Below are 19,436 nucleotides of genomic sequence, written 5' to 3'. Positions count from 1 at the left end.
AGGTTTAGCTATGCAGTTTTTGTATTATCGGCACTCGGTGACTTGTCGCTCAGGTCCTCAGACGGGAACGTCATCAGCAGCTCCCTGAGCAGGGACTCAAGCTGCGCGCGCTGCGCGTCAGATAAGTTGCTCAGCAGCGCATTTTGCGTTTGTGTATGGACGATCAGCGCCTGTTCGATGCGCTCCTGCCCGTGCGGTGTCAGGCTTACGAGGGTGCTGCGCTTGTCATCCGGATCGGCAATTCGCCTGATAAGCCCAAGCTGTTCGAGATGGCTGAGCCGGTTCGTCATCGCCCCTGAGGTTACCAACAGCGATTTATAGAGCTGCGTGGGTGAAAGGCAGTACGGCTCACCGGCGCGACGCAGCGTGGCGAGCACGTCAAACTCGCCCTCGCGAAAGCCAAACTGCGCCATCGCCTGCGCCCATTCTTTTCCCAGATGCTTCATCAGCCTGAGCATTCGGCCAAAAATTTTCATCGACGAGGCGTCCAGCGCCGGCATGGCGCGGCTCCACTGGCCGACAACGAAGTCTACGTGATCTTGCATTTTCACCCCTGATGGCGTGCGAATTTATCCTGTTGTGCGGTACATCTTACGCAAAAACATATTTTATCTTAACGTTAAGATAAATGCTCGTGGCAATTTGCCCGGGCCATTCACAACCGAAAAGGACTCCATGTTGAAACGCACGTCGCCTTTACTCTTCGCCGTTATCGCTTTTATCGTCGGGCTGAACCTGCGCCCCATTCTGGCTTCTGTCGGACCGCTGTTTTCCGTGCTGCAGCGCGAAGCGGGGCTGACCGCTACGCAATTCAGCCTGCTAACCACCCTGCCGGTCGCGATGATGGGGCTGGCCGCCCTGTGTGGCCCCTGGCTTTTAGCCCGAGTCGGCGCCGTACGAGGCATTATGCTCGGGCTCTTTATCCTGCTTGCGGCCTGTTTGCTGCGCGGTTTTAGTGCCTCACCGGAGAGTCTTATGGGCACCGCGTTACTGGGCGGGGCCAGCATAGGCACGATCCAGGCGTTAATGCCTGCCCTGATAAAAAAGGAATATACGCAAACGGCCAGCACGGTGATGTCGCTCTTCAGCACGGGCATTATGGCCGGAGCGGCAGTCGCCGCCGCCAGCGCAGAGCCGTTGTTCTCATGGCTCACGCTGAAGCCCGCGCTGGCAATGGCCGGGCTGTTAGCGCTGCTGGCGCTGATACTGTGGTTAACCCTGGTTAAGCATCCTCAGGAGGAAAAAACAGCACGCGAAACCGTTACGCTCTCGTCCTCCCGAACAGCGCAACTGCTGCTCTTTTTCGGCGTGGGAACGGGCGCCTACACGCTGGTATTGGCCTGGCTGCCCCCGCTCTATATTCAGGCGGGATGGTCCGCACGCAGCAGCGGCTACATGCTGGCCTGGCTGACGTTAACCGAGGTTGTCGCCGGGTTTGCCGTCTCCGCGCTGATCGGTAAATTCCCCGATCGTCGCGTACCGCTGATTGCCGTTTTGCTGTTGCTGCTGGCAGGATTACTGTGTCTGGTCTTTGCGCCGGGTACGACGCCTGTATTATCCACGTTGCTGCTTGGCACCGGGATCGGCGCCCTCTTCCCGCTGTCGCTCATCGTCACGTTCGATCATGCGCGAACGCCCGCCCAGGCCGGGAAGTTGCTGTCTAAAGTTCAGGGAGGCGGATACACGATCGCCGCGCTTATGCCGTTAATTGCGGGGATCGTTCGCGACAGTTCGGTCTCGTTGACCAGCGCATGGCTGATCATGAGTGCGGGAGTCGTGCTGCTGATCGTTATCGCGCTAAATTTTAATCCCGTCGTGGACGTGCAGGCACGGTGAACGCGATACCAGTTTTGAGAGTCGTATTTCCGCCGATCGTAAGATAAATTCAGGGTGAATTTCACCTCATTCAGGAGTGGATATGTCGCAGACGTTACCGGAAATTGATGTCTTGTTCGTCGCCGGGTTCGGGCCCATTTCGCGGGATACGGAGTCCAGCACCGCGTTTTATGTCCAGACACTCGGCCTTCCGCTTAAGCCGATGGAGGGGAATACCGATTATCTGCTCACTGAAGAGGGCCAGCTGGAAGGCGTGAAGCATTTCGCCGTCTGGCCGCTCGCACAGGCGGCAACGTCCTGTTTTGGAGAAGAACAGTGGCCAGTTGAGCACCCGATACCGCAGGGATGGGTTGAGTATGAGGTACAGGATTTGGACTCGGCTACACGCGTTCTGAGCGAAAAAGGCTATCGGATGCTGGTGGCTAACCGTTTGGAACCGTGGGGGCAAACCGTCACTCGCCTGCTCAGCCCGGAAGGCTTGCTTACCGGGCTGACGATTACGCCGTGGCTGCGGGGATAATGGGGTTTTGGAAAGCAGCATTGTGGTGGGAAACGCCTGCTTTGAGCGAACAGTGGGCGTACCCTTATGCTATTTACACCAACGTTGTGAGTCTATTTCTGGGTACTTCAGCCGGCACTGCGGGCAAGCTCATCTATTTTTGTGCCAAAAACCCGATGATAGTTAACACTCTTGATAACCTGAGCACCGAAAGACTCATAAAACTTTTGCGCCAGTGGGTCTGCTGCCACAGATAACCAATCGAGTTGTAAACACCCCCGCTCTTGAGCCCGGCTGGCTATAAAACTCATCAGCTTTCTACCCACTCCAGCCCTCCTGAAAGGTGCTGAAACAAAAAGCTCTTTGATAAACATTTGCCCGCTGAAACGTGGTGAAGGGTACATCACTGAGACACATGAAAACGCAGCTATTACTCCTTCACAAACCACTTTGTGAACTTCAGTATGAGAGTCGACTGCAAGGACCTTATCCCTCAGATATGCGGTCATGTCACTCCTGGACAAGCAAACATCCTGGTTATAATAGTTTTCCATCTCGATAAAAATATCAACCAAATCAGGATATTCGTCTGGTTTGCAGATGGTGATGTTCACGCATATCTCCTTAAGCAAATAGTACCAATTTAAATTAACACAAAAGCAATAAAGCTATATCAATAAAGGTTACTACCGCAAATTGTTAAATAACGCAGTTGTTTCATAGTTCCTGAAGCAGTTTTGAGCTCGGAGCGGACACTCAGTATATAAGTGAAAAAATTGCTGATTTTGCATTCAGGCCCTGTTAAGTTGAATGACGATGAAAACACACTCAGTCCTAACCTATTCAATGATTATTATCACCTGTCTGACTCAGGTGGGATAACGTTCGCCATTTTCCCGCCGGTAAGGCGGGCCTTACCGGTAACAATTCAGTGAGGTAAAGAATGGACACAAATGCAGTAACGACGCCTGAAAAACCTGTCTTGCACTTGTTATGTGGAAAAATTGCATCCGGAAAATCCACATTGTCAGCAAAATTAGGATCATCACCTGGGACTGTAATTGTCAGCGAGGATCGCTGGCTGGCTGCCCTCTTTACCAATGAAATGCAATCCATATCTGATTATGTGCAGTATTCATTAAGACTAAGAAATGCCATGAAGCCTCATCTGGTGTCACTACTCAACGCTGGTTTATCAGTGGTTCTTGATTTCCCGGCAAACACACAAACAAATCGTGAATGGATGATGAGCATTATTAAGGAGTCAGGTGCCAGTAATCAGCTGCACTATCTGAAAGTTTCTGATGAAGTATGTAAATCCCGCTTGCGCGCCCGTAATGCAGAAGGCGTGCATGAATTTTCTGCCTCAGATCAACAATTTGACATCATAACGCGCTATTTCGAAGAGCCAACGGCTGATGAAGGGTTTGATATTACCGAATACAGCTAAATTTACCTTCCTGCACAAAAGCCGCCAGTTGGCGGCTTCATTATTTTCCATCTCATACGGTTATAAACGGTACTACAGCTAACTAAAAGTCCGCTCCTGGCACAAAGCGGACATCGGGTATTCCGGAAGTGCCCGACTCATGGTTAATTCCATTCACCAAAACTCTCACCTCCCCAAAGCCTCCACAATCGCCCTCTCCATTTTCTCTGGCGTGGTCATCGGTGCAAAACGCTTGAGTGGTTTACCGTCGCGGCCGATCAGAAACTTAGTAAAGTTCCACTTGATCCGCCCTCCCAGCACGCCGGGCAATTCGTTTTTCAGATAACGAAACAGCGGGTGCGCTGCGTTACCGTTAACTTCTACCTTCTCAAACATCGGGAAGCTCACGCCGTAGTTGATGTGACAGGTTTTCGAGATTTCGTCGGCGCCGCCGGGTTCCTGTTTACCGAACTGGTTGCAGGGGAAGCCCAGCACCACTAGTCCTTGATCGGCGTATTTCTTGTATAGCGCTTCAAGGCCCGCATATTGCGGCGTAAAGCCACACTGGCTGGCGGTATTGACGACCAAAACCACCTTTCCCGCATAGTCGGCCATTGAGATAAGGCGGCCATCCAGGCGGGTGGCGGTAAGTTGATAAAAGCGAGTCATACTGAAATCCCTCAAGGCTGGCCGAAAAGTCACGGTGACCATCAACAGGGCCGCCGCCGTTTAGAAAGTTTACATTCAGGCAGGCTATTTGTGATACATTCCTGGCGCGCCAATGACCACCACACTCGCTATCAGGTATGCAGAACATAACAAAAAAAATTCGCTGGCTTCTGCTTACTCTCCCACTCCTCAGCGGTTGTGGCACGCTCTCACAGATGTCCTCCCCGGAAGGTACTCAGGAACTTCTCACCCATGATTCGCTGGATGGCGACGTTGACAGCGTGGTGCGTCACTATATGGCGCAAAAATCCGTTCCCGGGATGACGGTCGCGGTGATCCATAATCACGGCTCGCCGCAGTTTTACACATGGGGCGTAACCGATGCGGTCAATCGCTATCCGGTCAGGTCCGACACCCTGTTTGCGCTCGGCTCGCTCAGCAAAGGGATCACGGCGGAAGTGGTGGCTTGTCTGGTGAATGAAGGGCAACTGAACTGGAACGATAACCTGGCGACATTGCTACCGCCGGGGACGCCGCTTAGCGCGGATGCACAAAAAATCACCCTGCTTGAACTGGTAACCCACACCTCCGGCCTGCCGCGTCAGAATATGGATGTTCCGATGCTTGGGAAATTCATCGGCTATTTAAGCACGGGCGAAAATTTCTATAGCGAGCTGGACAGCGATAACGTGCTGCGCTACCTCGCCGACTGGCGGGCGCCAAAGAATAAAGTGCCGCAATATTCCAATACCGGCTACGCCCTGATCGGCTATATCCTGAAGCACAAGACCGGCGAAGATATCCAGAGTTTAGCCTCGCGCTATATTTTCCGTCCGCTGCAAATGGCTAACAGCAGCTTTATTCCCCAGCGGCTCAAAGGCTACCCGCAGCGTGCGCTCGGCCACGCGGGCGATCAGCCTAAATTCATCCCGCGCGGGCAGCTCACCCCGGACTGGCATTTTTCCAACAACATGGTGGCGGCAGCGAGCTTGTACAGCAACGCCGAAGATCTGGCGGCCTATGCCCGCTATCACGTCTCAACGACCCACAATCCCCTGCTGGACAATGTCTTTGCCGAAGTGAGAAATACCGATATTCAACGCCCTGACGGAGTGCAGGGTATTGCCTGGACCACCGACTTTATCGGTCTGGAAAAAATCACCTATCAGGTCGGCTATATCGGCGGTTACTCCAGCTTTATCGGCTATGACAAAGAAAAAGGCAATGCGGTGGTGGTGCTGCAAAATACCTTTAACTGGAGTAATTACATCGGCATCGCGCTGTTGATGGATATGGCGAAAAAAGACGGTCTGAGCCCTACACCGCCGACTTCGGCCTTAAGTTCTCATCAAACGCCAGCCGTTTCCGGTCAGGCTCAACGTCTCGCAGCGGCTCCACCTGGTGCATAGTTAGCTTGCAGCGCTCCACCAGCACCTGATACTCCCGCGTGCCCTGCTGCTTCCACGCCAGCTCCTGCTCGCTCAGCTCGCGAATCGCTTTGGCCGGGCTGCCGATGATCAAATGGTTGGCGGGCATCTCCGCTTTCGCCTTCACGAACGCCGCCGCGCCGACGATGCTGTTTTCACCGATGACCGCCCCGTCCATCACCACCGCGTTCATGCCCACCAGCGCATTGCGGCGGATCACGCAGCCGTGGAGAATAGCGCTGTGGCCGATATGCCCGTCCTCTTCCACCACCGTGTCCTGCTCCGGGAAGCCGTGCATCACACAGTTATCCTGAATGTTGGCACCGTCTTTCACCACGATACGGCCAAAATCACCGCGCAGGCTGGCGTTAGGACCGACGTAAACGCCTTTGCCCAGAATCACGTCGCCAATCAGCACCGCCGTCGGGTGAACATAGCTCTCGTCCGGCACGACCGGCGTCAGACCGTCAATTTGATAAACTGGCATCTTCGCTCCTTATGCGCTTGTAAGACCACCAAAGCGTTGATAGTAAAGCGTGCCGGGCACGGGCAGTTCGCCCACGGAGGTTTCGCCCTTCTCACTGACAAACGCCAGCGCCCCCGGCGCGACACGCTGATAGATGTTAATGCAGAGCTGTCGGGCGCTTTGCCCCGCCCAGTGCGCGGGCAGCAACTCTTCCGGCAGCAGCGGATCTTTCAGCACCACGCGACGATAAAAGTGAATCAGCAGCAGCTGGATCTGGAAACAGCGTTCCGGCGTCAGCTCCTCCGGCGCGGCCTCTTTCAACAGCGGCAGCAGCGGGCGGAATGAATCGATGAACGTCTCGTACATCGCGTTTTGCTCGGTTAGCTGCCAGCACTCCTCCACCCGCGAACGCAGCGCGGCACGGGAGAGCGCCAGCGGCGAGTGGGCTTCAAAGAAAATCACGTTTTCCGCCACGCCGGCATCGTGAAGCAGGGACTGCACATCCGCCAGATGCTGCGACGGCGAGGCCATCAGGCTCGGCGCCAGCGTGCCAAACCCCTGCCAGATCAGCTGTTTTTTGACGTCGGCAAGGGTGGTTTTATCCAGACCTTCGGAGAGCAGCAACAGCCATTTGCCGTCCCAGGCGGGCAGTTCCGCGCGGTAAATCTTATTCTCCGCGCGACGCGTCAGGCGAAGCCCTTTATCGCTCAGGCGGTAAAAGCTGCGACGCCCGATGCGGGAAACGTCCAGCCAGCCCTCTTTGTTGAGTCGAAACAGCGCGGTACGCACGAAGCGCTCGCCAAACCCCATGCCTTCCAGCAGGGCGGCCAGGCTGCCGAGCCAAATCTCACCGCCGCGATGGGAAAGCGCGTCACCGTATAACGAGGAGATAAGCGAGGTCCCGCTGACGGGAACGGAGCTGACCGCGTGCTGGATAAAGGCGTCGAGTTTATTCATGTGATTCATTCTGTTGTTATTTTTGTCCTGGATGAATCATAGCACAGGATTCTGAGGTTTCTCCCTCACCCTAACCCTCTCCCTTTGGGAGAGGGAACTGTTTACACCCTCTCCTTTTGGGAGAAGGAACTGTTTACACCCTCTCCTTTTGGGAGAAGGAACTGTTTACACCCTCTCCCTTTGGGAGAGGGCCGGGGTGAGGGAAAACTTAGCCGTTGGCCGCAGCTTTACGCAAGTCAAACACCCGGCAGGCTTTGCCCTCCGAGCGCGGGATGCTGCCGCAGTTAACGATCATTACGTCGGTGGAAATCCCCACCATCGACTTAATGCGGTGGCGAAGCTGGTGGCACACCTGGCAACGCTGCTCATGGGTCAGCGTGAGGCTACTCTCTTTCAGCTCCACCTTCACAGAAAGTGAATCAAGATGACCGCGACGGTTCACCTCCAGCTGATAGTGCGGAGAAAGGTGTTCGAACTTGACGATCTCCTCTTCCAGCTGCGACGGGAAGACGTTGACGCCGCGGATGATCAGCATATCGTCACTGCGCCCGCTGATGCGGTCCATGCGGCGCATGCTGCGCGCGGTGGCCGGGAGCAGGCGCGTCAGGTCGCGGGTGCGGTAGCGGATCACCGGCAGCGCCTCTTTGGTCAGCGTGGTGAACAGCAGTTCGCCCTGCTGCCCGTCATCCAGCGGCGTGCCGTCGTTCGGGTTGACGATCTCCGGGTAGAAGTGATCTTCCCAGATGGTCGGGCCGTCGACGGTTTCGATACACTCCATCGCCACGCCCGGCCCCATCACCTCGGAGAGGCCATAAATGTCCAGCGCCGTAATGCCTAAGCGTTTTTCAATTTCGCGCCGCATGGCCTGCGTCCACGGCTCGGCGCCGAAGACGCCCACGCGCAGGGAACAGCCGCTGGCATCGCCGCCCATCTGGCGCTCCAGCTCCTCAATCAGGTTGAGGCAGTAGGACGGCGTCACCATGATCATATCCGGCTGGAAATCACGGATCAGCTGCGCCTGTTTCTCCGTCTGGCCGCCGGACATCGGGATCACCGTCGCGCCTAAACGCTCGGCGCCATAGTGCGCCCCCAGCCCGCCGGTAAACAGGCCGTAGCCATACGCCACGTGAATTTTGTCCTTCGCGCTGCCGCCCGCGGCGCGCAGGGAGCGGGCCACCAGATTGGCCCAGTTGTCGATGTCGCCCTGCGTATAGCCGACAACGGTCGGTTTGCCGGTGGTGCCGGATGAGGCGTGAATACGCACCACCTGCTCCATCGGCACGGCAAAGGTATCGAACGGATAGTTATCCCGCAGGTCCTGCTTGGTGGTGCACGGGAATTTGCGGATATCCGCCAGCTCGTTGAAATCGTCAGGGTGAACGCCCGCGGCGTCAAACTTGCGTTTGTACATCGGCACGTTGTTGTAGGCGTGATGCAGCGTCCATTTCAGACGCTCGGTCTGCAGCGCCTGTAGCTCGTCAAGGGAGGCCGTTTCAATCGGATCAAGCTTTGTTGTATTTGTCATTGTAGGGTACTCACATTGTTTTTATGCTCAAACACGCTCAAGGATCATGGCAATGCCCTGACCCACACCGATGCACATCGTACACAGCGCGTAGCGCCCGCCGCGTCGGTGCAGTTCGTTGCTCGCGGCCAGCGCCAGTCTGGCACCGCTCATGCCCAGCGGGTGGCCCAGCGCAATCGCGCCACCGTTCGGGTTGACGTGCGCGGCATCATCCGGCAGGCCTAACTGACGCAGCACGCCCAGCGCCTGCGAGGCGAAAGCTTCGTTAAGCTCGACAACGTCCATATCGTTAATGCTGAGTCCGGCGCGTTCCAGCACCTTGCGGGTCGCAGGGACCGGGCCGAGCCCCATCAGACGAGGCTCCACGCCCGCCGTCGCCATCGCCACGATCCGCGTGCGCGGGACCAATCCCTGCGCCAGCGCCATCTTCTCGCTGGCGACGATCAGCGCCGCAGCGCCGTCGTTGACGCCGGAGGCATTCCCCGCCGTAACCACCCCGTTCTTACGAAACGGCGTTTTTAGCCCGGCGAGCTGTTCGAGCGTGGTGTCCGCGCGCGGATGTTCATCCACGCAGAACTCAGTGACCGCCCCTTTTTTGCCCGGCACCGGTACCGGCACGATCTCCTGCGCCAGAATGCCGTTCTGCTGCGCCTGCGCGGTACGCTGCTGGCTGCGCAGCGCGAACGCGTCCTGATCGGCACGGCTGATATTTAACAATTCAGCTACATTCTCTGCCGTTTCCGGCATACTGTCAGTTCCGAATTGCTGATGCATGAGCGGATTCACAAATCGCCAGCCGATGGTGGTATCAAAGATTTCCGCCTGACGCTGAAACGCGGCGGTGGCTTTGCCCATCACAAACGGCGCGCGCGACATCGACTCCACGCCGCCCGCAATCAGCAGCTCGCCATCGCCCGCCTTAATGGCGCGGGCAGCAAACCCAATCGCGTCCAGACCCGACCCGCACAGGCGGTTGATGGTGGTTCCGGACACCGTCTGCGGCAGCCCGGCGAGCAGGGACGACATGCGCGCCACGTTGCGGTTATCTTCCCCCGCCTGGTTGGCGCAGCCGAAAATCACGTCGTCAATCCGCTCGAGATCGAGCTGGGGATAGCGGGCCAGCAGCGCGCGCAGCGGCACGGCACCGAGATCGTCGGTCCGGACTGCGGCAAGCGCGCCGCCGTAGCGACCCACCGGGGTTCGAACGCCATCACAAATAAATGCGTCACGCATCAGGCCTCTCCTGTCACGCTGCCGCCGATGCGGTGAGATTTCCCGCGAAAAAGGGCGACGGTTTTCTGTTGTTGGTTCTGGATTTCAATGTCGTACACGCCGGTCAGCTTGCCCTGATGCATCACCCGCGCGGTGGCGGTGAGCGTGTCCCCGGCAAAGCCCGGACGCAGAAAATCAATCGAGCAGCCTGAGGCTACCGCCGCCAGCCCCTGGCTGTTGCAGGCGTAGGCAAAGGCGGTGTCTGCCAGCGAAAAAAGCTGTCCGCCGTGGCAGGTTTTATGGCCGTTAAGCATCTGCGGGGTGATGGTCATGGTCACCACCGCGTAGCCCTCGTCCATGTCGACAATGTCCATTCCCATCGCCTGCGCGCAGGCGTCCCGTTCGTACATCGCGCGGGCGTTATGCCAGGCGTTATGACTCATAGCTACTCTCCAGAAGCGCGCGCTGGCGCAGCAGGGAACAGGGGCGGTAGCGCTCTTCACCGTAATGACGCTGCAGGTTCTCCAGCAGCGTCAGCAGGCGCTGCCAGCCCAGCCGCTCGCCCCAGGCGATCGGCCCGCTCGGGTAGTTCACGCCCAGGCGCATGGCGGTATCGATGTCCTTCTCGCTGGCGACCCCTTTTTGCAGGGCATCCAGCGCTTCGTTGGCAATCATCGCCAGCGTGCGCCAGACCAGCAGGCCGGGATAATCGGCAATTTGCACCACCCGGTTACCCTGCTGTTGCAGGTAGCGGATGGCCTTTTGCGTCGCGGTGTGCGGGTTGCTGGCGGCCGCCGCAATCACCGCCACGTCGCGCTCAATGCGGTCCACCACCACCACCGGGCCGTTGAGCCGCAGCGCCAGCGCCTGAGCGGTTTCGCCCTGCGTTTCAATCAGGTACACATCATCAATTTCGGTGACACCGTCACGTCTTCTTTCCACGCGCATCGGGCTGTAGCTGTCGTTCACGGCCGGCACCCACTGCACGGCGGGTTTGTCACTCTGCCAGTCGTAGACGCCCTTCCCGCTCTTTTTGCCCAGCCTTCCCGCCAGCACCAGCTCCTGCTGAACCAGAGAAGGCAGAAAACGACGCTCCTGCCAGAAGGCGTTAAATACCGAGCAGGTCACCGCGAAATTCACGTCCTGACCAATCATGTCGGTCAGCTCCAGCGGCCCCATCGGGAAACCGCCGCCGTCGCGCAGGGCGGCATCAATCACCTCCGGCGGCGCGACCTGCTCTTCCAGCGCGCGCCAGGCTTCGGAATAAAACGGACGCGCGACGCGGTTGACGATGAACCCCGGCGTTGACTGGCAGCGAACGGGCTGTTTGCCCCAGTTCAGCGCCAGCTCGCACAGCGCGTCGGCCACTTCCGGAGAGGTCGCCAGCCCGCTGACCACCTCCACCAGCTTCATCACCGGCGCCGGGTTGAAGAAGTGCAGCCCTGCGACGCGCTCCGGGTGGTGGACGTCCGCCGCAATCGCCGTAACGGAGATGGATGAGGTATTGCTGGTCAGCACCGTTTGCGGCGGGCAGATCTCAGCCAACTGAGCAAACAGCGCCTTTTTCACCTCCAGACGCTCGGAGGCCGCTTCTATGACCAGATCGGCCGCGGCGAGCGCCTCGATATCGGTGACCGGAAGCAGCCGGGCGAGGATCTGGCTCCCGGCATCGGCGGAGAGTTTTCCGCGCGTCACCCGGGAGGCCAGACGCTGGCGGATCCCGTCGATGGCCCGCGATATCGCATCGCTGGAGATGTCGTAGATCAGCACCTGATGCCCATGGCTGGCCGCGACTTCGGCAATCCCTGCGCCCATCGTGCCGCTGCCAATCACGGCGACAGTCCGTATGTTCAGCATCTTATTTCCCCGCAAAGTTCGGCGCGCGCTTCGCCAGGAAGGCGCTAACGCCCTCGCGGTAGTCGTCGCTGCGCCCGGCCAGGCGCTGGTAGTCGCGCTCCAGATCGAGCTGGGCGTCCAGGGTGTTGGTTTCCGCGGCATTGATCGCCTGCTTGATCAGCCCCAGCCCGAAGGTCGGTTGAGACGCAAAGTGCAGCGCCATCTGCTGCGCCGTAGCGGAAAGCTGTTCGTCATCCACCACCTGCCAGATCATTCCCCACGCCTGCGCCTGTTCGGCGCTGAGCTTGTCGCCGAGCAGCGCCAGCCCCATGGCGCGGGCGCGTCCGGCCACGCGCGGCAGCAGCCAGGTGCCGCCGCAGTCCGGCACCAGGCCGAGCTTGCTGAAGGCCATCACGAAGTTGGCGGAACGAGCGGCAATGACCATGTCGCACCCCAGCGCCAGCGTGGCACCCGCGCCGGCCGCCACGCCGTTAACGGCACAAATGACCGGTTTCGGCAGCTTTGCCAGGCGACGCACCAGCGGGTTATAGAAGGTTTCAACGGACATCCCCAAATCCGGCGCCGTGCCGTTGGGGTCGACGTTGCGGTCGTTCAGATCCTGACCCGCGCAAAAGCCGCGTCCCGCCCCGGTGATCAGCAGGCAGCGAACGGTGTCATCACGCTCGGCCTGTTTCAGGCACTCGGCAAGCTGCTGGTGCATCACGTCGTTAAAGCTGTTCAGACGCTCCGGACGGTTCAGCGTAATGGTCATTACGCCCTGCTCAACATGACTGAGAATAAATTCCACAATTAGCGTCCTTTAAAGTCGGGGGTGCGTTTTTGTAAGAAGGCGTCGATGCCCTCCCGGCGATCCTCGGTGGCAGAAAGCAGCGTAAACAGCTGACGCTCCTGCGCGAGTCCGGCCTGGAGCGGCACCTCCTGAGACTGGCGCAGCGCCTGTTTCGCCGCCTGCAGCGCCAGCGGAGAGTTGCGCGCCATCAGCGCCGCCTGCTTCAGGGCATACTCCAGCGTCAGCGCTGGCGGGAAAACGTCGCTCACCAGCCCGGCGCTTAGCGCCTGCTGCGCGGAGATACTCTCGCCGGTCAGCACCATTTTGCTGGCAAGGGATTTACCGACGCTGCGGATAAGACGCTGGGTGCCACCCGCGCCGGGCATAATGCCCAGCGTAATTTCCGGCAGGCCAAAGCGGGCGTTATCGCCAGCAATGACTACGTCGCACAGCAGCGCCAGCTCGCAGCCTGCGCCCAGCGCGAAGCCGTTCACGGCGGCAATCAGCGGTTTAGGAAAAGCGTTGATGCGCGCCCACAGCTGCGGGCGGATATCGTTCAGCGTGGCGGGCAGATCTTTCTCCGCCATTTCGTTGAGATCGGCCCCGGCGGCAAAGCAGCGCTCGCTGCCGTAAATCACGCAGACGGCGATGTCGGCATCTGCTGCGGCGTCCTCAAGCTGCTCGGCAATCTGGGTTAACAGCGCGTTATTGAGGGCGTTGCGCGCCGCCGGACGGTTTAGCGTCAGCTGAAGCACGCGGCCATGGCGGGTAACAATCAGTTCGCTCATGCCATCCCCTTCGCGTCGAAGTCGACAATCACGTCGGCGGTTAACGGCAGCGACTGGCAGCTCAGCACGTATCCGGCGGCCAGCTCGTCCGGCTCCAGGCTGTAATTGGTCGCCATGTCCACCTTCCCACGCAGCACTTTGCATTTACAGGTGGCGCACACGCCGCCCTTGCAGGCATACGGGAGATCCGCCCCCTGACGCAGGGCGGCATCCAGGATGCTTTCATCGTCCGCCGTCAGGGTGATTTCGCGGTCGCGCCCGTCCTGGCGCACGGTCACTTTCTGTCCTTCCGCCTGGACATGCACCGCGCGTTTAGCGGTGGTTCCCGGGGTGTTGAAGCGCTCAAGGTGAATGGATTTGTCCGGCATCCCCAGCGCCTTCAGCGTCGCTTCGGCGTCGTCCATCATCGCCGACGGTCCGCAGATAAACGCCTCGTCGTACTGGCGGAAGTTAATCAGGGTTTTCGCCAGCGCCTGCAGCTTTTCCCCGTCGATGCGGCCATAAAGCAGATCGCTGTCCAGCCGCTCCTGGCTGAAGATGGAGACCAGCTGCAGCCGCTGCGTGTACTTGTCCTTCAGATCCGCCAGCGCCTGGCGGAACATCATGCTCTGGCTGCTGCGGTTGCCGTAGATCAGGGTGAAGTGGCTGTTGGGTTCGGTCGCCAGCGTAGCGGAGATAATCGCCAGCATCGGGGTGATCCCGGAGCCTGCCGCAATCGCCAGATAGTGGCCTTCACGTTCAGCCCGGGGCTGGTAGCCAAACTGTCCCTGAGGCACCATCACCTCCAGCGCCATGCCCGCTTTGATCTCATCCCGCGCATAGCGGGAAAAGCGCCCGCCGTCGATGGCTTTGACCGCCACGCTGATTTCGCCCGGGGCGGTACTCCGGCAGATGGAGTAGCAGCGGCGCAGCTCGTCCCCGCCAAGCTTCGTTTTTAACGTCAGGTGCTGGCCGGGGCGGAAGCGGTAGGCGTCCTGCAGCGCCTGCGGCACCGCGAACGTGATGGTCACCGCGTCGCGGGTTTCGGGTTCCACTTTTGCCACTGTTAATGAATGAAACGTTGTCATGGCAGCCTCAAATGCATTTGAAATAGTCGAAGGGCTCGCGGCAGGTGTTGCAGCGGTAGAGCGCTTTGCAGGCCGTCGAACCAAATTCACTAATAATGGAGGTGTCAGTGCTGGCGCAGCGCGGGCAGCTCACCTCCACAGGCGCGTGCGCGTGGCAGCTATGCCCCACGGGCGGGCTGATGCCGTACGCCCGCAGGCGCTCGCGCGCGTCGGCGGTCATCCAGTCGGTGGTCCAGGCGGGCTCAAGCTGGAGCACAATATGCACCGGGGTAAAGCCGTTCGCGGTCATCGCGTCGCGGATCGCCCCCAGCAGGTGCTCCGTTGCCGGGCAGCCCGAGTAGGTTGGCGTGAAGCCAATGACCCAGCCTTCCCCCTGCGCCTTCACGCTGCGCACCATGCCTAAATCGGTGATGGTTAATACCGGCACTTCCGGATCGGGGATCTGGCTTAACAGCGACCAGATCTGCGGGATTTGCGCGGGCGCGATGTCGACGAGGCGTTGCATAGCGTTCTCCTTTACCACTGCTGACCGGGATACGCGCGCTGGAGATACTGCATTTCCGCCAGCATCGGGCCCAGATGTTCGGTATGCAGCCCCCTCTTGCCCCCGGTGCGGTACGCCACCTCTGCGGGAACCTGCAGGCAGGCCTCATTGAGACCGGCAAAGACTTCGCTTTCCCACGGCTGGCGCAGGACGCGCGGGTCAACCGCCACGCCGGCGTCAATCAGGGCCAGCTCGACGTCATCGGCTTCAAACAGCTCCGCCGTAAAACGCCACAGGTTGTCGATAGCCTGCTGCATTTTTTGCGCGGACGTTTCGGTCCCGTCGCCCAGACGCACCAGCCAGCCGCGGCTGAAGCGCAGGTGGTAGCGCGCCTCTTTAATCGCTTTGGCGGCGATGGCCGCAAGCTGGCCGTCGCTGCTTTGAGTCAGCCGTTCGTACAGCGCCACGTTCCAGGCATCCATCAGGTACTGTCGGGCAATGGTGTCGGCGAAGCTGCCGTTCGGCTGCTCCACCAGCAGGACGTTGCGGAACTGGCGCTCGTCGCGGCCAAACGCCAGCGTGTCTTCATCGCCCTGGCCTTCCCGCTCCGCGGCATAGGTCAGGAAATTGCGCGCCTGCCCCAGCAGGTCGAGGCCGATATTGGCGAGCGCGAGGTCAATTTCCAGCTCCGGCGCGTGGCCGCACCAGGCGCCGAGACGCTGGGAGAGCACCAGACCGTTATCGCCCAGACGCAGGGCATAGGCAGTCACTGAATTCATTCTTTGCCTCACATATGCTCGATGCCGTCGGGGATGGTGTAGAACGTCGGATGGCGGTAAACCTTGCTTTCCGCCGGGTCGAAGAACTCACCGCTCTCTTCCGGCTGGGAGGCGACAATCTCACTCGCCTTAACCACCCAGATAGAACACCCTTCGCTGCGACGGGTGTAGGCATCGCGCGCATTTTCCAGCGCCATGCGATCGTCGGCGGCATGCAGACTGCCCACGTGACGGTGGGATAACCCTTGTTTGCTACGTACGAACACTTCGTACAGCGGCCAGTAGACGTTGCTCATCGTGATTCCTCTTAAGCCACTTTGCGGGCGTGTTGTTTTTCCGCGTGCGCCAGTGCGGCCTCGCGCACCCACGCCCCCTCTTCCCAGGCTTTACGTTTGGCGGCCAGGCGCTCGTGGTTGCAGATGCCGCGCCCGCTAATGACCTCGTCAAACTCATGCCAGTCGATCTCGCCGAAGCGATAATGACCGCTCTCTTCATCAAATCGCAGGTCGGGATCCGGCACCGTCATGCCCAGCATCTCCACCTGCGGCACCGTGTTGTCGACAAAGCGCTGGCGAAGTTCGTCATTGCCGAAGCGTTTGATTTTCCACGCCAGGCTGCGGGCGCTGTTCGGCGAGTTGTCGTCGTTCGGCCCGAACATCATTAGCGCTGGCCACCAGAAGCGGTTGATGGCGTCCTGCAGCATCTGGCGCTGGGCCTCGCTGCCCTGCGCCAGCGCCATGCAGGCCTCAAAGCCCTGGCGCTGGTGGAAGCTCTCTTCTTTACAGATTTTCACCATCGCGCGGGCATACGGACCGTAAGAGGTCCGGCACAGCGCCACCTGGTTGACGATAGCGGCGCCGTCCACCAGCCAGCCGATCACGCCGATATCGGCCCAGCTCAGGGTCGGATAGTTGAAGATGGAGGAGTATTTCATCCTGCCGTCGAGCATTTTCTGGTAGATGTCTTCCCGCGCGCAGCCCAGCGTTTCCGCCGCGCTGTAGAGATAGAGTCCGTGCCCGGCTTCGTCCTGCACTTTCGCCAGCAGGATCGCTTTTCGGCGCAGCGTCGGCGCGCGGGCGATCCAGTTCCCTTCCGGCAGCATGCCGACAATTTCGGAGTGCGCATGCTGACCAATCTGGCGGATCAACGTCTTACGGTAGGCGTCAGGCATCCAGTCCTGAGGCTCAATCGCCGTCTCCTGCGCTATGCGCTGCTCAAACCGTTGTTCTTGCGTCACGTCATCACCTTTATGATTCGTTAGTTTGCAAATTAAGGCGTAATGTTGAATCACTTTGTTTTTTAGAAGTTACACATAGGTTAAATATAACCCCAAGAATTGTTTCCTGGTTTTGTGATGCTGCTCGCAAGGCTTTTGCATCAGGCCTTTCAGAAAGCGTCTTCAAGCGATGCGATTCATCCAGCCAGATCACAACGTTAACAATTCATTAAAAACTCAGCTTGATTTTTATGATTCACGATCAAACTATTAATGAGTAAATCACGTAACATTTGGAGATAAGCGATGCAGCAGTTAGCCAGCTTCTTATCCGGTACCTGGCAGTCTGGCCGGGGCCGCGAGCGCACTATTCATCACGCCATCAGTGGCGAAGCCCTGTGGAGCGTGACCAGCGAAGGTCTGGACATGGCGGCCGCCCGTCGCTATGCGATTGAGCGCGGCGGGGAAGCGCTTCACGAGATGACCTTTATCGAACGTGCTGCCATGCTGAAGGCGGTGGCAAAGCACCTGCTTAGCGAGAAAGAGACGTTTTATGCCCTGTCGGCCCAGACCGGGGCGACGAAGGCGGACAGCTGGGTGGATATTGAAGGCGGCATCGGCACCCTCTTCACTTACGCCAGCCTGGGCAGCCGCGAGCTGCCGGATGACACCCTGTGGCCGGAAGACGAGTTAATCCCACTGTCGAAAGAAGGCGGCTTTGCGGCGCGCCACGTCCTCACCTCCAAATCCGGCGTGGCAGTTCACATCAACGCCTTTAACTTCCCCTGCTGGGGGATGCTGGAAAAGCTGGCGCCGACCTGGCTTGCCGGGATGCCCGCCATCATCAAACCCGCTACCGCTACCGCACAGGTGACGCAGGCGATGGTGAAATCCATCGTCGACAGCGGGCTGGTGCCGGACGGCGCCATCAGCCTGATCTGCGGCGGCGCGGGGGATCTGCTCGACCAGCTCGACAGCCAGGACGTCGTGACCTTTACCGGCTCCGCCAGCACCGGGCAAAGCCTGCGCGTGCACCCGAATATCGTGGCGAATTCGATTCCGTTCACGATGGAGGCCGACTCCCTGAACTGCTGCGTGCTGGGGGAAGACGTTACGCCGGACCAGCCGGAGTTTGCCCTGTTCATCCGGGAAGTGGTCCGCGAGATGACCGCCAAAGCCGGGCAAAAATGTACGGCCATTCGCCGGATTATCGTCCCACAAAACCAGATTGACGCGGTGAGCCAGGCGCTGATTGCCCGTCTGGAAAAAGTGGTGGTGGGCAACCCGGCGCAGGAAGGGGTGAAGATGGGGGCGCTGGTCAACGCCGAACAGCGCGCGGACGTGCAGGAGAAGGTGGATCAGCTGATCGCTGCAGGCTGCCAGATCCGTCTGGGCGGCAAAGCGGATTTGCAGGCCGCGGGCGCGTTCTTCCCGCCGACCCTGCTGTTCTGCCCGCAGCCGGATGAAACCCCGGCGGTGCACTCCACCGAAGCCTTCGGCCCGGTTGCGACGCTGATGCCGTATCGCAACGCGCGCCACGCGATGCAGCTTGCCCGCGCGGGCGGCGGCAGCCTGGCCGGTACGCTGGTCACCGCCGATTCGGCGATTGCCCGCCAGTTTATTGCCGGCGCGGCTCGCGCCCACGGTCGCATTCAGATCCTTAACGAGGAATCATCAAAAGAGTCTACCGGCCACGGCTCCCCGCTGCCTCAGCTGGTGCACGGCGGCCCGGGCCGCGCGGGCGGCGGCGAAGAGCTGGGCGGCCTGCGCGCGGTGAAGCACTATCTGCAGCGCACCGCGATTCAGGGCAGCCCGACGATGCTGGCGGCCATTGGCAAACAGTGGGTGCGTGGCGCAGCGGTGCAGGAAGACCGCGTGCATCCGTTCCGCAAATACTTTGAGGAGCTGCAGCCGGGCGACAGCCTGCTGACGCCGCGCCGCACCCTCACGGAAGCGGACATCGTGAACTTTGCCTGCCTGAGCGGGGACCACTTCTACGCCCATATGGACAAGATCGGCGCGGCGGAGTCGATCTTTGGCGAGCGCGTGGTGCACGGCTACTTCCTGATCTCCGCCGCGGCGGGACTGTTTGTTGATGCGGGCGTCGGGCCGGTTATTGCCAACTACGGCATGGAAAACCTGCGCTTCATCGAGCCGGTTAAGCCGGGCGATACCATTCAGGTGCGTCTGACCTGCAAGCGTAAAACGCTGAAGAAACAGCGTACCGCCGAGGAAAAACCGACCGGCGTGGTGGAATGGGCGGTTGAGATCTTCAACCAGCACCAGCAGGCCGTGGCGCTCTACTCCATCCTGACGCTGGTAGCGCGCCAGCAGGGTGATTTCAGCTAACGCCCCTTTCCCTTTACCACAATGGCTGGTGGCTCCCGGTAATTTGACGCTGCTTACAGATTCACTGGGGGCCTTTAGCAAGGCCCTCAACATAAAGTGAAGGGAAT

General features: G+C 59.4%; 21 protein-coding genes. 5 read left to right on the top strand and 16 right to left on the bottom strand.

What is annotated here, in order from left to right:
- Positions 1 to 8: 8 nt before the first annotated feature.
- On the bottom strand, positions 9 to 545 hold the full coding sequence (locus tag USF70_RS06155; protein ID WP_320735401.1) for a MarR family transcriptional regulator: 537 nt from the start codon (positions 543 to 545) through the stop codon (positions 9 to 11).
- Positions 546 to 675: 130 nt separating this feature from the next.
- On the opposite strand from USF70_RS06155, the gene USF70_RS06150 reads away from it, so the two are divergent.
- Together USF70_RS06150 and USF70_RS06145 are read left to right on the top strand one after the other, a co-directional pair.
- Positions 676 to 1,836, top strand: coding sequence for an MFS transporter (locus tag USF70_RS06150; protein ID WP_320735400.1), 1,161 nt, complete (start codon positions 676 to 678; stop codon positions 1,834 to 1,836).
- Between the two features lie 82 nt (positions 1,837 to 1,918).
- Positions 1,919 to 2,356 (top strand): VOC family protein, encoded by a 438-nt coding sequence (locus USF70_RS06145; protein WP_219939590.1) that lies wholly within the window; start codon positions 1,919 to 1,921, stop codon positions 2,354 to 2,356.
- 107 nt (positions 2,357 to 2,463) lie between these two features.
- Here USF70_RS06145 and USF70_RS06140 read toward each other — a convergent pair whose 3' ends face one another.
- Entirely contained in the window at positions 2,464 to 2,949 is a 486-nt protein-coding gene (locus USF70_RS06140; protein ID WP_193139202.1) for a GNAT family N-acetyltransferase, read from the bottom strand.
- A gap of 329 nt (positions 2,950 to 3,278) precedes the next feature.
- On the opposite strand from USF70_RS06140, the gene USF70_RS06135 reads away from it, so the two are divergent.
- A complete protein-coding gene (locus USF70_RS06135; RefSeq protein WP_248232823.1) occupies positions 3,279 to 3,785 on the top strand; it encodes an AAA family ATPase in 507 nt (168 codons plus the stop codon).
- A gap of 165 nt (positions 3,786 to 3,950) precedes the next feature.
- Here USF70_RS06135 and USF70_RS06130 read toward each other — a convergent pair whose 3' ends face one another.
- Positions 3,951 to 4,433 carry a glutathione peroxidase gene (locus USF70_RS06130; protein ID WP_221702410.1) on the bottom strand — a complete coding sequence of 161 codons (483 nt, stop codon included), beginning with the start codon at positions 4,431 to 4,433 and terminating at the stop codon, positions 3,951 to 3,953.
- A gap of 137 nt (positions 4,434 to 4,570) precedes the next feature.
- Between USF70_RS06130 and USF70_RS06125 the strand changes: the two genes are divergently transcribed.
- Positions 4,571 to 5,842, top strand: a complete 1,272-nt coding sequence (locus USF70_RS06125) for a serine hydrolase domain-containing protein (protein WP_320735399.1) — start codon at positions 4,571 to 4,573, stop codon at positions 5,840 to 5,842.
- Here USF70_RS06125 and paaY read toward each other — a convergent pair.
- The 13 genes from paaY to paaA all read right to left on the bottom strand — a co-directional run bounded on the left by paaY (position 5,751) and on the right by paaA (position 17,001).
- A complete protein-coding gene (paaY, locus tag USF70_RS06120) occupies positions 5,751 to 6,347 on the bottom strand; it encodes a phenylacetic acid degradation protein PaaY (protein ID WP_045888537.1) in 597 nt (198 codons plus the stop codon). The genes USF70_RS06125 and paaY overlap by 92 nt on opposite strands.
- A gap of 9 nt (positions 6,348 to 6,356) precedes the next feature.
- Positions 6,357 to 7,292, bottom strand: a complete 936-nt coding sequence (gene paaX / locus USF70_RS06115) for a phenylacetic acid degradation operon negative regulatory protein PaaX (protein WP_033145431.1) — start codon at positions 7,290 to 7,292, stop codon at positions 6,357 to 6,359.
- A gap of 199 nt (positions 7,293 to 7,491) precedes the next feature.
- Positions 7,492 to 8,808: a phenylacetate--CoA ligase PaaK gene (paaK, locus tag USF70_RS06110; RefSeq protein WP_045888536.1), complete on the bottom strand. Its 1,317-nt coding sequence runs from the start codon at positions 8,806 to 8,808 to the stop codon at positions 7,492 to 7,494.
- Positions 8,809 to 8,835: 27 nt separating this feature from the next.
- Positions 8,836 to 10,041 carry a 3-oxoadipyl-CoA thiolase gene (gene pcaF / locus USF70_RS06105; RefSeq protein WP_198885366.1) on the bottom strand — a complete coding sequence of 402 codons (1,206 nt, stop codon included), beginning with the start codon at positions 10,039 to 10,041 and terminating at the stop codon, positions 8,836 to 8,838.
- Positions 10,041 to 10,463 (bottom strand): hydroxyphenylacetyl-CoA thioesterase PaaI, encoded by a 423-nt coding sequence (gene paaI / locus USF70_RS06100; protein ID WP_223563358.1) that lies wholly within the window; start codon positions 10,461 to 10,463, stop codon positions 10,041 to 10,043. The genes pcaF and paaI overlap by 1 nt, the downstream gene beginning before the upstream one ends.
- Positions 10,453 to 11,877 carry a 3-hydroxyacyl-CoA dehydrogenase PaaH gene (paaH, locus tag USF70_RS06095; protein ID WP_320735398.1) on the bottom strand — a complete coding sequence of 475 codons (1,425 nt, stop codon included), beginning with the start codon at positions 11,875 to 11,877 and terminating at the stop codon, positions 10,453 to 10,455. The genes paaI and paaH overlap by 11 nt, the downstream gene beginning before the upstream one ends.
- Before the next feature lies 1 nt (position 11,878).
- A complete protein-coding gene (gene paaG / locus USF70_RS06090; protein WP_320735599.1) occupies positions 11,879 to 12,667 on the bottom strand; it encodes a 2-(1,2-epoxy-1,2-dihydrophenyl)acetyl-CoA isomerase PaaG in 789 nt (262 codons plus the stop codon).
- A complete protein-coding gene (gene paaF, locus USF70_RS06085) occupies positions 12,667 to 13,434 on the bottom strand; it encodes a 2,3-dehydroadipyl-CoA hydratase PaaF (protein ID WP_320735397.1) in 768 nt (255 codons plus the stop codon). The genes paaG and paaF overlap by 1 nt, the downstream gene beginning before the upstream one ends.
- A complete protein-coding gene (paaE, locus tag USF70_RS06080) occupies positions 13,431 to 14,501 on the bottom strand; it encodes a 1,2-phenylacetyl-CoA epoxidase subunit PaaE (protein WP_039262617.1) in 1,071 nt (356 codons plus the stop codon). The genes paaF and paaE overlap by 4 nt, the downstream gene beginning before the upstream one ends.
- Before the next feature lie 7 nt (positions 14,502 to 14,508).
- A complete protein-coding gene (gene paaD, locus USF70_RS06075; protein ID WP_221702413.1) occupies positions 14,509 to 15,006 on the bottom strand; it encodes a 1,2-phenylacetyl-CoA epoxidase subunit PaaD in 498 nt (165 codons plus the stop codon).
- Between the two features lie 11 nt (positions 15,007 to 15,017).
- Positions 15,018 to 15,764, bottom strand: a complete 747-nt coding sequence (gene paaC / locus USF70_RS06070; protein ID WP_033145423.1) for a 1,2-phenylacetyl-CoA epoxidase subunit PaaC — start codon at positions 15,762 to 15,764, stop codon at positions 15,018 to 15,020.
- An 8-nt stretch (positions 15,765 to 15,772) separates the two neighbouring features.
- Positions 15,773 to 16,060, bottom strand: coding sequence for a 1,2-phenylacetyl-CoA epoxidase subunit PaaB (paaB, locus tag USF70_RS06065; RefSeq protein ID WP_003857353.1), 288 nt, complete (start codon positions 16,058 to 16,060; stop codon positions 15,773 to 15,775).
- 11 nt (positions 16,061 to 16,071) lie between these two features.
- Positions 16,072 to 17,001 carry a 1,2-phenylacetyl-CoA epoxidase subunit PaaA gene (gene paaA, locus USF70_RS06060; RefSeq protein ID WP_047651376.1) on the bottom strand — a complete coding sequence of 310 codons (930 nt, stop codon included), beginning with the start codon at positions 16,999 to 17,001 and terminating at the stop codon, positions 16,072 to 16,074.
- Positions 17,002 to 17,286: 285 nt separating this feature from the next.
- Here paaA and paaZ point away from each other — a divergent pair, with 285 nt between their 5' ends.
- On the top strand, positions 17,287 to 19,329 hold the full coding sequence (gene paaZ / locus USF70_RS06055; protein ID WP_320735396.1) for a phenylacetic acid degradation bifunctional protein PaaZ: 2,043 nt from the start codon (positions 17,287 to 17,289) through the stop codon (positions 19,327 to 19,329).
- Positions 19,330 to 19,436 lie beyond the last annotated feature (107 nt).

The organism is Enterobacter sp. 237C8, from assembly GCF_034106865.1.
In the GTDB taxonomy this organism is placed as follows: Bacteria; Pseudomonadota; Gammaproteobacteria; order Enterobacterales; family Enterobacteriaceae; genus Enterobacter; species Enterobacter asburiae_B.
The sequence above is the reverse complement of the archived record's forward strand: the minus strand, read 5'-3'. Positions and strand labels throughout refer to the sequence as shown.

Excerpts from the sequence above, each read along its gene's own strand:
- USF70_RS06155 (WP_320735401.1), bottom strand. The coding sequence starts at position 545 with ATGCAAGATCACGTAGACTTCGTTGTCGGCCAGTGGAGCCGCGCCATG.
- USF70_RS06150 (WP_320735400.1), top strand. The coding sequence starts at position 676 with ATGTTGAAACGCACGTCGCCTTTACTCTTCGCCGTTATCGCTTTTATC.
- USF70_RS06145 (WP_219939590.1), top strand. The coding sequence starts at position 1,919 with ATGTCGCAGACGTTACCGGAAATTGATGTCTTGTTCGTCGCCGGGTTC.
- USF70_RS06135 (WP_248232823.1), top strand. The coding sequence starts at position 3,279 with ATGGACACAAATGCAGTAACGACGCCTGAAAAACCTGTCTTGCACTTG.
- USF70_RS06130 (WP_221702410.1), bottom strand. The coding sequence starts at position 4,433 with ATGACTCGCTTTTATCAACTTACCGCCACCCGCCTGGATGGCCGCCTT.
- USF70_RS06125 (WP_320735399.1), top strand. The coding sequence starts at position 4,571 with ATGCAGAACATAACAAAAAAAATTCGCTGGCTTCTGCTTACTCTCCCA.
- paaY (WP_045888537.1), bottom strand. The coding sequence starts at position 6,347 with ATGCCAGTTTATCAAATTGACGGTCTGACGCCGGTCGTGCCGGACGAG.
- paaX (WP_033145431.1), bottom strand. The coding sequence starts at position 7,292 with ATGAATCACATGAATAAACTCGACGCCTTTATCCAGCACGCGGTCAGC.
- paaK (WP_045888536.1), bottom strand. The coding sequence starts at position 8,808 with ATGACAAATACAACAAAGCTTGATCCGATTGAAACGGCCTCCCTTGAC.
- pcaF (WP_198885366.1), bottom strand. The coding sequence starts at position 10,041 with ATGCGTGACGCATTTATTTGTGATGGCGTTCGAACCCCGGTGGGTCGC.
- paaI (WP_223563358.1), bottom strand. The coding sequence starts at position 10,463 with ATGAGTCATAACGCCTGGCATAACGCCCGCGCGATGTACGAACGGGAC.
- paaH (WP_320735398.1), bottom strand. The coding sequence starts at position 11,877 with ATGCTGAACATACGGACTGTCGCCGTGATTGGCAGCGGCACGATGGGC.
- paaF (WP_320735397.1), bottom strand. The coding sequence starts at position 13,434 with ATGAGCGAACTGATTGTTACCCGCCATGGCCGCGTGCTTCAGCTGACG.
- paaE (WP_039262617.1), bottom strand. The coding sequence starts at position 14,501 with ATGACAACGTTTCATTCATTAACAGTGGCAAAAGTGGAACCCGAAACC.
- paaD (WP_221702413.1), bottom strand. The coding sequence starts at position 15,006 with ATGCAACGCCTCGTCGACATCGCGCCCGCGCAAATCCCGCAGATCTGG.
- paaC (WP_033145423.1), bottom strand. The coding sequence starts at position 15,764 with ATGAATTCAGTGACTGCCTATGCCCTGCGTCTGGGCGATAACGGTCTG.
- paaB (WP_003857353.1), bottom strand. The coding sequence starts at position 16,060 with ATGAGCAACGTCTACTGGCCGCTGTACGAAGTGTTCGTACGTAGCAAA.
- paaZ (WP_320735396.1), top strand. The coding sequence starts at position 17,287 with ATGCAGCAGTTAGCCAGCTTCTTATCCGGTACCTGGCAGTCTGGCCGG.